Consider the following 11,561-nt stretch of genomic DNA (forward strand, 5'->3'; position numbering starts at 1 on the left):
TGCTTTTATAATAAAAAATTCCGGCGAAGCCTTTGGCTTCGCCGGAATTTTTTTAATTAGGTTTATCATCTGTCAGCTCAAATCCCCAATCTTTTCCTTTTTGGGTTGCCGGGATACCTTTTGTCATCCAGACCGGAGCTTTAGCGCCTTTAAGATAATAATCAAAAAACTGCTGTTCGCGGATTTGAATATCTTTTCTGTTCTGACGCTTTACAAGGTTATGGTCATCCCCATTATAGTTCAGAAGCCATACTGGTTTTCCGAGACGGCGTAATGCGGTAAACATTTCAATTCCCTGATACCAGGGTACTGCTCCATCTTTATCATTACTCATAATAACTACCGGAGTCTGTACTTTATCAATGGTAAAAAGCGGTGAATTTTTAATATAAAGATCCGGTGCTTCCCACAAGTTTTTGCCCAATCTGCTTTGTGATTTTTCATACTGGAATTGTCTGTTCATCCCTGAAGTCCACCGGATTCCTCCATATGCGGAAGTCATGTTGACAACAGGAGCACCACTCCATGCAGCGGCATACATATTAGTATGGGCAATAAGATAAGCTACCTGATAACCTCCCCAGCTTTGTCCCTGAATTCCTATTTTAGTACCATCTACCCACGAATTTTGCTTTAACTTCTCAACTCCGGAATTAATATATTCCATGGCAGATTCTCCCGGGAAACCATCTGTGTAAGAAATGTCAGGAGTAAAAACCAGATATCCGTTACTCACAAAATAAGAAATATTTAATCTTGAAGGTGTGGGAGCCGGTGCTACATAACGGTTTAAATTATCTGAAAGCTTTTCATAGAAATAAACGATCATAGGATATTTTTTATTCGGATTGAAATCTTCCGGTTTGTATAAAATTCCTGTAGAAGTATTTCCTTTGGGTGTTGTCCAGTTTACCAATTCATCTGTTCCCCAATTGTATTGATTTTGCTGTGGATTGGTATTGCTCAGTTTTTGTTGTTCTGAAAAATCTGATGTTGCAAAAATATTGGGAGAATCTGTGTATGATTCTTTTATCAGAATATATGCTTCAGCATTTTTTGCTTTTTGAAGAGTTCTGTATCCCCAGACATTTTCCATCTGAATTTTTACAGGGTCAGCGTTTGACTGAATAGATGTTTTAAAAATACCGTTCGCTTTAGTTGTATTATCAAATGCTGATAAGTAAATTGTCGCTTTTCTGTTTATGCTTTTAATATCTTTATCCAAATCATAAGTCTCAAATGTTATTTTATTCTTACGTCCGAATCCATTGGTCATATTTCTCGGTTTTTTTGAACCATTCAGGAAAAACTCCCAAAGATCGTAGCGATCTCTGATAATCACAGATTCATCATTATCTGTCCAGGATGCAATACCATAAGAATTTGGAAAATCCGGCATATCAAATTCTTCATCAACGAAGGAAACAGGTAAGCCTGTATTCAGTGGAAGAGTTTGTTTGGTCTTCACATTATAGCTCAGCCACTTCCCTTTTTCTCTGTCAAAGATGACAACAAATTTACCAAGCGGAGATACAGCTGCTGCACCATTCAGATTTTTAATAATTTCAGTTCTGTCTCCGGTTTTATTGTCGATCAGAAAATAGGTTTTCTTGGTTGCACCTTCCCATTGTGAAGAAATTCTGTTATTGATACTCGTAATTCCCAATGCAAATTCTGCATTTCCTTCGTTTATCAGTCGTAAAGTATCCAGGTCTTCTCCATCAATATTTTTGAAGAAATCAGGTTTTTCTGTCTGCATTACTGCAGCATAGGATTTTTTCAGATCATTCTTCAATTCTTTTAGCTGTACCGTTTGCAGATAATCATCTTTGTAATTCCAGATATCTACTACCGCATGGTCATTCGCAATCATTGCTGTATCTTTTGCGATAGGTTTGGGAGCAACACCAAAGTACAGCTGTTTTCCGTTTTTACTGAAAATAGGTAATCGGTTTTCAGAAATTACCCAATTCTTTTTCATCTGAGCATTCTCATTGGTAACAATTTCTTTTTTGTTTCCTTTAAAATTAAAGTAATACAACTGATACAATTTCACCAGGTCATTCTGTGCGGAAGAAGTTCCTACATAAGCCAACTGGTTTCCTTCTTCGTCAAAAGACAACTGTGAAAAATCTCCTTCCATTTCAGAAATTTTATTGACGGTTCCTTTTTGCAGATCAACTACCTGCACGGTTTGCAATGCATATTTCTTAGGTTTTGACTTGTCTGTATCTTTTTTATCCGAAGATTTTTCATCTGTTGAATCCTTTCCTTCTTTTTTATCTTTCTTTTCGTCCGGCTTCTTGGTTACAAAAACAAGCTGCTTCCCGTTTTTACTGAACTCATAACGTACTACATTATCATAGGTTGTACTTTTTCCATCCAATAGATTTCGCACTACCAGCTGTAATGGTTTTACATTTTTGTCTTCATCTTTATTTTCATCTCCATCCTCTTTATCAGAAGCATCGTCAGAAGATTTATCTTTTATATTTTCCAGAAGATAAGCAACGTAGGAGCCAGCCTTTTCAGGAATTTTAAATGATTTTACATTCGGAATTTTCTCTGTTTTATCATTGAAGAAATCAACAATGGCAAGGCTGTCTTTCGTTAATTTATTCTTCTTCAGTTTTTTATCCTTTACCGCTTTTATATCTTTATACTGCGGGCGGATTTGAAAAACAGCAAACCTGGAATCATGGGTAAAATCCACTTTGGCAGCTCTTGCAAACTTCTTTGTTGTTTTATTTTTAACAGAATATAAAGAAAGGGTAGAATTGCCTTCCTGAACATCTACCGAATAGGCAATCCATTTTCCGTCATTTGAAATTTTTCTTGATCCGATATTTTGCCAGCTGTCGTAAACAGAATGGTCTAAAGGCTTCTTCTGCCCATATACCCAGAAGGTCATGATGAGCAGCATAAAAACTGTACATTTCAACTTCATTTTTAAAATATTTTAAGAATTAAAAGTAAGATATTTCTTTGACAAATCTGTATAACAAGACTGTTTCTGCCTGAAAAAATGTCATTCTGTCACTTTCTTCTTCATGGTATTTTTTTTGAGAAGTATTTTGAATAATTAAAATATAAAATATGATGACTAAAGGAAATATTAATGTATCTGTGGAAAACATTTTCCCGCTTATCAAAAAATTTCTTTACAGTGACCACGAAATATTCTTAAGAGAATTAGTCTCTAACGCAACTGATGCTACTTTAAAATTAAAACACCTGACAAGCATTGGTGAAGCAAAAGTGGAATACGGAAATCCGAAACTTGAAGTTAAAATTGATAAAGACCAGAAAACTTTACGAATTATTGACCAAGGTATCGGGATGACTGGTGAAGAAGTTGAAAAATATATCAACCAGGTTGCCTTCTCAGGAGCTGAAGAATTTTTGGAAAAATATAAAGACTCTGCAAAAGACTCAGGAATTATCGGACACTTCGGTCTTGGATTCTACTCTGCATTCATGGTGGCAGAAAAGGTAGAAATTCTTACAAAATCTTATAAAGATGAGCCGGCAGTACGTTGGATCTGTGACGGTAGCCCGGAATTCACACTTGAAGAAACTACTGACAAAACAGACAGAGGAACGGAAATTATCCTTCATATTGCTGAAGATTCTGTGGAATTTTTAGAAGAAGCAAAAATTCGTGAACTGTTATTAAAATATAACAAATTTATGCCTGTTCCGATTAAATTCGGGACTAAAACACATACACTTCCTTTACCGGAAGATGCGCCGGAAGATGCTGTAGCTGAAACGGAAGAGGTGGACAATATTATCAACAATCCGGTTCCGGCATGGACGATTGCTCCAAGCGAACTGACCAACGAGGATTATATGAAGTTCTATCATGAACTGTACCCAATGCAGTTTGAAGAACCATTATTCAACATCCACCTGAACGTTGACTATCCTTTCAACCTTACCGGAATTTTATTCTTCCCGAAACTGAGCAACAATTTAAATATCGACAAAGATAAAATTCAATTATACCAAAACCAGGTATTCGTAACGGATGAAGTAAAAGGAATCGTTCCGGATTTCCTGATGCTTCTGAGAGGTGTAATTGATTCTCCGGATATTCCGTTGAACGTTTCCCGTTCTTATCTTCAGGCAGATGGTGCCGTAAAGAAAATTTCATCTTATATCACGAAAAAAGTTGCCGACAAAATGGCTTCTTTAATCAATGAAAACCGTGAAGATTATGAACAAAAATGGAACGACATCAAGGTTGTTATTGAATATGGAATTGTTACTGAAGAGAAATTTGCTGAAAAGGCAGACAAATTCACTTTATATCCTACAACAGACGGCAAATATTTCCTTTGGGATGAATTGGTAGAGAAAATCAAGCCAATGCAGACAGATAAAGACAACAAGCTGGTTGTATTGTATGCCACCAATGCTGATGAGCAGCACAGCTACATCCAATCTGCAAAAGATAAAGGATACGAAGTTCTGCTATTGGATTCTCCTATCATTTCACACGTGATTCAGAAACTGGAAACTTCAAAAGAAAATATTTCATTTGCGAGAGTGGATGCTGATCATGTTAATAACCTTATCAAAAAAGACGAACCTGTTATTTCAAAACTGAATGACACTGAAAAAGAGTCTTTGAAGAAGAATGTAGAAGATGCAATTCAGGATTCAAAATTTACAGTGCAACTGGAAGACCTTGACAGCAATGATGCTCCGTTCACGATTACGCAGCCTGAATTCATGAGAAGAATGAAAGAAATGCAGGCTACAGGCGGAGGCGGCATGTTTGGAATGGGAGGATTTCCGGAAATGTATAATCTTGTGGTAAACTCGAACAGTGAGCTTTCTAATCAGATCTTAAAAACTGAGAATGCTGAAGAGAAAGAAAACCTAATCAAATATGCGCTGGATCTGGCCAAACTTTCACAAAACTTACTGAAAGGAAAAGACCTGACAGATTTTATACAGAGAAGCTATAAGCAGCTTGAAAAATAATTGACAAGAGACTGTTTCATTTTGAAGCAGTCTTTTTTTGTTTAAAAAAGTATATATAGCTAATTCAAACCTTACGACATTATCTTTGATTAATCAGAAGTTATTATGAAATAAACGACTAGTGCAAAGAAAATTTTCAACAATTAAATCAGATAACACTTCTGTTTTTAAGTTTAGTTTTATTTTATCTTTAATCTTATTCTTTATCGCATATTTTTTCTACTTTTTATTGTATAGCTTCTACTTTTTTGCCATTTTTGTATAAAATGTCGGTCATGCAAAAAGAAAAATTACGTCTCATCAGAAAGCAAAAAGGCTATACCCAACAGCAGGTAGCTGACTTTATTGCAACGGATGTATCTAATTACAGCAGAAAAGAAAGCGGTGATGTAAGAATTGTAAAAGATGAATGGGACAAACTTGCCCGTTTTCTGGATGTACCGTTTGAGGACATTTATGAAGAGGATGAACCTGCAGTAATTATCAATAATGATCATCCTGTATTTAATGACAGATCTTCTTCTGCGGGAGTCATTACGAATCAAAATAATTATGATAATATTCCGGGTGCTATTATTGAAAACCTACAAAGCTATATTGCCCTATTAAAAGAAGAAAATGAAAGGCTGAAAGAAGAATTGAAAGGTCTACCGAGAGGAAGAAAATAAGAAAGTTTGAAACTTTAAAAATATTGGTGTCACTCCTATTCAATTATGGAGTGACATTTTTTTGTGATGTGTAATATTGATGCAAGAGTTTTTTGACGCAAAAGGCATAGTAATTCGAATGTTTTTTATTTCAGGAGGCAAAGAGCTGCGACATTGTCGCTGATGAAGCTTTGAGTAATACGTTCGCTTAGAAAGAATCAATGAAATGGATTCCAATTTTGCTCCCTTAAAAATATGACGATATTCAGAGAAAACTTTGCGTTAAAAAGATTCTTTGAAATTTATAATTCTTCCAACGGATTCCAGAACAATTTTTTGAAATTTTTTATTCTAAGATTTTCCACCGTGATTCCTTCTGCTTCCAGCTTTGGCTGAAATTCGGGGACAGATAATACTCCTGAGCTTGAAATCACGCGGTGCGCAGGAACATCTTTGGGACATCCTCCCATCGCTTTTCCTACATGACGGGAATGGTTTGGATATCCTACTGCCTTTGCTATGGCACCATATGTAGATACTCTTCCTTTGGGAATAAGTCTTACCACTTCATATACCTGTTGTTTGAAAATCTCGTCCATATCTGCCTATTATCTTTTTTTTGCATCATTTTTGAACTCTATTAAGCTCGGTGATGTTTCATTAAAAGATAAAGATATGAAAAAATCATTTTTCAAACGGCTGAATGCGCTTAATAAAAAAGCTCTCCCGAAATTGAGTGGTAAAGATCCCAATCATCTTACTAAGATGGAAAAGGGAATTCTGGCGTATCGTTATTTTGTGCTGGTGAATTCATTGGATTAATTTTTATTTTCCCACAGATAACGCAGATTTTCACAGATGTTTGTGCAGAACATTATGAAAACACAATTGTAGATCATTATTTATTTGAACCGTTAAGTTCATTTTAGTTTTTAAGAGATTTAGAGAATAACTAAAGCTATTTTTAGCGTTGTCCTTTATTTTACATCAAAGATGGAACTTAATTATTCTTATCATCTTCATTTTTCTTAATGGTTTAAATAGTTTCGGTTTTCAAAACAAATCTATTTCCAAATCCTAAAATAAAAAGCGCTCCAAATGAATTGAAGCGCTGATATTGTAATCTCTGGTGAGACTTTTATTCTTAAGCGTTTTCCAAGATATAAGAGAACATCAATGGTGCACAGATGGTTGCATCACTTTCAACGATAAACTTCGGTGTAGTGATATCCAGTTTACCCCAGGTGATTTTTTCATTTGGAACCGCTCCTGAATATGAACCGTAAGATGTTGTAGAATCAGAAATCTGGCAGAAATAAGACCAGAAAGGAATGTCATGCATTTCCATATCCTGATATAGCATTGGAACTACACAAATAGGGAAATCTCCTGCGATACCTCCACCAATCTGGAAGAATCCAACTCCTTTTCCTCCTGAGTTTTTAGTATACCAGTCAGCAAGGTAAGTCATGTATTCGATTCCTGATTTCATAGTAGTCGCTTTAAGCTCTCCTTTGATACAGTAAGAAGCGAAGATGTTCCCCATTGTAGAATCTTCCCATCCTGGTACTACGATTGGTAGGTTGGCTTCTGCAGCGGCAATCATCCATGAGTTTTCTCTAGGAATTTCATAATACTGCTCCAATACTCCTGAAAGGATCATTTTGTACATAAATTCGTGAGGGAAGTATCTTTCGCCTTTAGCTTCTGCATCTTTCCAGATCTCCACGATATGTTTTTGTAATCTTCTGAAAGCTTCTTCTTCAGGGATACAAGTATCTGTAACTCTGTTCAGGCCTCTTTCCAAAAGATCCCACTCATCCTGAGCTGTTAAATCTCTATAATGAGGAACTCTTTCATAGTGAGAGTGTGCTACAAGGTTCATTAAATCTTCTTCAAGGTTAGCCCCTGTACAAGAGATAAAATCTACTTTTCCCTGACGGATCATTTCAGCAAGAATCTTCCCTAATTCAGCAGTAGACATTGCTCCTGCCAAAGTAATCATCATTTTTCCGCCATCTTTAAGATGTGCAACATATCCTTTAGAAGCATCTACCAATGCAGCTGCGTTGAAGTGCAGGTAATACTTTTCTATGAATTCAGTTATCGGTTTGCTCATTTTTTTAATTTTTGCAAAGATAAAACTTAAAAACGGAATGAAGCTAAAGCACCTGAAGAAAGTGTGGTAGAAGAGTATTTTTTATCATTTGTTAAATTCTAAAGCCGTTTTGCCAGATACGCAAAGAGTTTCCAAACATTGTGCCTTAAAGCTTTTAACATATAAAAAAATTGTGCCATTTATTTTTTAAGATGAATTATATTAATAAAAAAGCGCAGCCCAAATAAGCCGCGCTTTCATTGTAATTCAACTTAATAATATTCACAGAGACTTATCCTTCCCAGGCTTCCACTTTCAGGATCTCGATTTTCCTTTCTCCATCTTTGAAAGGCCAGTTTATAATATCTCCTACTTTATACCCTACTACTGCAAGCGCAATATCCGACAGTATGGAATGCTTATTCTTTTTTAGTTTTTCTTTGTTAGATGCCACAAAAATATACTCGTGTTCAAAATCTAAGGTATGGTCTTTTAATGTCACTTTTCTTTCTACCGTTACAATATCGGCAGGAAGATCTCTTCTCAACACTTGCTTTGCCTTTCTAAGCTCTTCAGTTAATCTCTTTTCTTCTCCGATGCTCACTTTTTTTCTTCTAAGTGTATCTTTTATAGCATCATAAATTCCGGTGGTTACAATAATATGATTAGACATTTTCTTCATTTTAAAAAAATTAAATGCAGTTATTCCCTGATGATCCAAAGTAGAATCCAGGCATATAACAGCCTTCTTCTCTGGAAAACTGCAAAAAGCGATAAATAAAATTCGTGATGATTCCCTGTCTTGGATCCTGACAGGGCTTAAATAATGAAGTCCTTAGAACTTTTCAGAAAAGAATCTGTGTGAAGATAAAGTAAAGACAGCAGCAATCCTGACCGGCGGTGTTCTGCGGATAAAAAGATGGTTGCTGTCATTATCAATTATTATTAATTCTAACAAAGATACGGCTTAAAAACGAAATGTAGCGGCTGCACTTAAAGAAACTCTGTGCAAACCTTCTTTTTGGTCATTATCAAATTTATAGGTTACTCCGTTAATCTTCATTTTATTCAGAGTACCGCCGCTTAAACCTACTTTTGGCCCTATCATAAAATTCTTGCTTACCTGATATTGATATCCAAAATCAACTTCTGCCCCGAACGTACTTCCGGTACCTTTTACAGATCCTGTTTTTGTAGTATAAGATAGTACTCCCAGTGCGATATCTGCAAATACCTTATGTCTGGTAGACAGATGGTTATTTGAAATAAGTCCGGAGACCCCGAAAAATGTAATATTATCTTTTGTTGTTACAGGAACAGAGACAGGCATTCCGTTGACATTTCCAAGTAAAAATCCGTCACTGGACGCACTATAATTAGAATACTTCAGTCCAAACGCAAGACCGTTTTTCACTTCATAATGGGCCGCAATATCAAAGTTCAGTCCGTTTTTAAGACCTTTTACATATTGTTCTTCTTCCCTGCTAAGGCCGGAAATTGTTTTTGCTGTTCTCCATGCATATCCTACGGAAGGCCTGATAGAAAATTTCTGAGCGAAAGATAAAGTGGAGATTGAGAACACTCCAACTACAATTAATTTTTTTATCATGGTTTTAAAGTTTCCGACAAAAATAAAGTTTTTTATGGAAAAACTAATTAAAATCTGAAACGTCTGTTTTCTTTTTTGTCTGAAAGCTTTTTCTTGTTATCCAGCCTTTTTTGTTTCTGCCCTTTTGAAGGCTTGGTTGCTGTTCTTTTTTTGGGAACAATGAGGGCTTTGTTTACCATTTCAAGTATTTTTTCAATGGCTTTATTTTTATTCATGAGCTGGGTTCTGCTTTCAGAAACCGTTAGGAATAAAAAACCGTCTGCATTGATCCTGTTTTTCAGTTTAAGCTGAATCAATACTTTTTCGTCTTCATTAAAAAACTCTGATGCATCTACTTTCCAAAGTACGGTGACTGCAGTCTCCACTTTATTGACATTTTGTCCTCCTGCACCGCTGCTGCGGGAAGTTTTGAAACTGAGTTCTTTTGAAAAGTCTTTCATGGTTTTTAAGATTTTAAAATAATAGAATCAAAAGCTGAGACTATTGGTTTGAGTTTATATTTTTATACAATTCTAATCTATTTATTTTTCCATTGGGAGTTCTTGGGATTTCACTCACAAAAATAATTTCTTTAGGTCTATGAAAATTTTTCTCAAATGATATTTCTGAAACTTTCTTTTTCACCTCATCAGATTCATCTCCTTCTATAATCAATATCAATTTCTGACCTAAACTTTCGTCAGGCAACCCCATAAATACAGCTTCGTTCGGGAGTTCTTTTTTTACCAGAGCTTCCAGGGTTTCCGGAAAAATTTTTGCGCCTCCGGAGTTAATTACATTATCAATCCTGCCAAGGAATTTAAACTGTTTATCATTTCTGATTTCAACTAAATCATTAGTTTGCAACTCTTCAGCATTTACATTGGGAGCAAAAATCTTCAGACAGCCTCTGTCATCTAAAGAGATTTTTACATTTTCAAAAACGGTGAAATACTCTTCCTGTTCCGGCATCAATTGCTTTAAGCCAATATGGGAAAGGGTTTCAGACAATCCATAGGTTTCAAAAATACGATTTGAAGGACTAAGATTCATTTGCAGGATTTTACTTTTCAGACTTTCTGAGACGGCAGCACCACCAATGATCAGGTTTTTAATCAGATGAAGCTTTTCCAGAGAGTTTTCCACCTGAAGGGGTGTCATCGCACAAAAATCTATTTCTTCATTCAGATTTTCAAGAGGCTTTAAAGAAGGATCAGTAATTTTTAACTTCAGTTTTCTTTCTATGGAACGTACAACCATCATTTTCCCGGAAATGTATTCTACAGGCAGGCAGAGTAATGCGGTATCGCCTTGTTTTAATCCTAAAAAATTACAGGTCATCACTGCGGAGTTAACCATTTTCTTTTTTTCGATCTCAAAAATTTTCGGAACTCCGGTAGAGCCTGAAGTCTGGACCTTTACTACTGCATTTTCTGAAAACCATTCCTCCAGAAAGGTTTTCACTTTTTTTTCAAATTCGGTACCGAATGATAATTGATTAATATTGAGATTATTGAAGTCTATCAGCATGTTTTCTGTAAATAAATTCTACAGTAAATTTAAAAAAAAATTCAAAAACCTCTTGTATATAAAGAAAAAAGCTGTAAATTTGCACCACTAAAACAAACACAGACTCATGGTGTAGCGGTAACACTACTGATTTTGGTTCAGTCATCTGGGGTTCGAATCCCTGTGAGTCTACAAACCACTCTTTTTTAAGGGTGGTTTTTGTTTTTATTCTACATAGTAAATTTTATAGTAAGAATTATTATGGATCAAGCGCAAAAGTTGGAGACGAAACCAAAATAATTTTATTTTAAAATATTCTTTCCACAATTTAGTTTTCAATAATCTTTTCATATCAATCCATCGGAAAGATCGCATAGAAATTCCATCTTCAACTTTATTATTCATGATCTTATTGTTTGTATTTAAGCAATAAGTATTATAAGAAAATTATATTTAAAAAAAATCTATCTCTTTTTGAGATAGATTTTCACATGTAACAAATTTATAAATATCATTAAATTTAGTAAATAAAATCTGCTCAAAATTATTTTGAGCAGATTATCTAATTTTTATATGTTTTTTACATAATAATTAAACTGTAAAATTAAAAGCAAAATATTTATAAATATTATAATATATATTCCATATTTCTTACTTAACCAAAAAGATAAACTTGCGAATAAAGGATTAAAAAACATGTAAATAACATAAAATCCATGATAATCAA

10 protein-coding genes and 1 tRNA gene are annotated in these 11,561 nt (G+C 34.9%); 4 read left to right on the forward strand and 7 right to left on the reverse strand.

Annotated features, from left to right (window positions below; all coding sequences use genetic code 11):
* Positions 1 to 52: 52 nt before the first annotated feature.
* Positions 53 to 2,947: an alpha/beta hydrolase family protein gene (locus tag ACODR7_RS05480; RefSeq protein WP_488837894.1), complete on the reverse strand. Its 2,895-nt coding sequence runs from the start codon at positions 2,945 to 2,947 to the stop codon at positions 53 to 55.
* Positions 2,948 to 3,099: 152 nt separating this feature from the next.
* Here ACODR7_RS05480 and htpG point away from each other — a divergent pair, with 152 nt between their 5' ends.
* Entirely contained in the window at positions 3,100 to 4,992 is a 1,893-nt protein-coding gene (gene htpG / locus ACODR7_RS05485; RefSeq protein ID WP_488838060.1) for a molecular chaperone HtpG, read from the forward strand.
* A gap of 275 nt (positions 4,993 to 5,267) precedes the next feature.
* Positions 5,268 to 5,660 carry a helix-turn-helix transcriptional regulator gene (locus ACODR7_RS05490; protein WP_488837895.1) on the forward strand — a complete coding sequence of 131 codons (393 nt, stop codon included), beginning with the start codon at positions 5,268 to 5,270 and terminating at the stop codon, positions 5,658 to 5,660.
* A 281-nt stretch (positions 5,661 to 5,941) separates the two neighbouring features.
* On the opposite strand, the gene ACODR7_RS05495 is transcribed toward ACODR7_RS05490, so the two are convergent.
* Positions 5,942 to 6,238 (reverse strand): MGMT family protein, encoded by a 297-nt coding sequence (locus ACODR7_RS05495; protein ID WP_488837896.1) that lies wholly within the window; start codon positions 6,236 to 6,238, stop codon positions 5,942 to 5,944.
* A 76-nt stretch (positions 6,239 to 6,314) separates the two neighbouring features.
* On the opposite strand from ACODR7_RS05495, the gene ACODR7_RS05500 reads away from it, so the two are divergent.
* Positions 6,315 to 6,461, forward strand: a complete 147-nt coding sequence (locus ACODR7_RS05500; protein WP_488837897.1) for a hypothetical protein — start codon at positions 6,315 to 6,317, stop codon at positions 6,459 to 6,461.
* A 322-nt stretch (positions 6,462 to 6,783) separates the two neighbouring features.
* Here ACODR7_RS05500 and ACODR7_RS05505 read toward each other — a convergent pair whose 3' ends face one another.
* The 5 genes from ACODR7_RS05505 to ACODR7_RS05525 form a co-directional block, all read right to left on the reverse strand.
* Positions 6,784 to 7,758 (reverse strand): deoxyhypusine synthase family protein, encoded by a 975-nt coding sequence (locus ACODR7_RS05505; RefSeq protein ID WP_047097747.1) that lies wholly within the window; start codon positions 7,756 to 7,758, stop codon positions 6,784 to 6,786.
* Between the two features lie 271 nt (positions 7,759 to 8,029).
* Positions 8,030 to 8,410 carry a GreA/GreB family elongation factor gene (locus tag ACODR7_RS05510; RefSeq protein WP_488837898.1) on the reverse strand — a complete coding sequence of 127 codons (381 nt, stop codon included), beginning with the start codon at positions 8,408 to 8,410 and terminating at the stop codon, positions 8,030 to 8,032.
* Positions 8,411 to 8,704: 294 nt separating this feature from the next.
* Positions 8,705 to 9,346 carry a DUF2715 domain-containing protein gene (locus ACODR7_RS05515; protein ID WP_488837899.1) on the reverse strand — a complete coding sequence of 214 codons (642 nt, stop codon included), beginning with the start codon at positions 9,344 to 9,346 and terminating at the stop codon, positions 8,705 to 8,707.
* 47 nt (positions 9,347 to 9,393) lie between these two features.
* Complete coding sequence (gene arfB / locus ACODR7_RS05520; RefSeq protein WP_488837900.1) at positions 9,394 to 9,786, reverse strand: alternative ribosome rescue aminoacyl-tRNA hydrolase ArfB; 393 nt, start codon at positions 9,784 to 9,786, stop codon at positions 9,394 to 9,396.
* A gap of 40 nt (positions 9,787 to 9,826) precedes the next feature.
* Positions 9,827 to 10,855, reverse strand: a complete 1,029-nt coding sequence (locus ACODR7_RS05525; protein WP_488837901.1) for an AMP-binding protein — start codon at positions 10,853 to 10,855, stop codon at positions 9,827 to 9,829.
* A gap of 100 nt (positions 10,856 to 10,955) precedes the next feature.
* Between ACODR7_RS05525 and ACODR7_RS05530 the strand changes: the two genes are divergently transcribed.
* A tRNA-Gln gene (locus tag ACODR7_RS05530) sits at positions 10,956 to 11,026 on the forward strand.
* The last annotated feature ends 535 nt before the right edge of the window (positions 11,027 to 11,561 follow it).

This window comes from Chryseobacterium sp. FG46 (genome assembly GCF_057809135.1).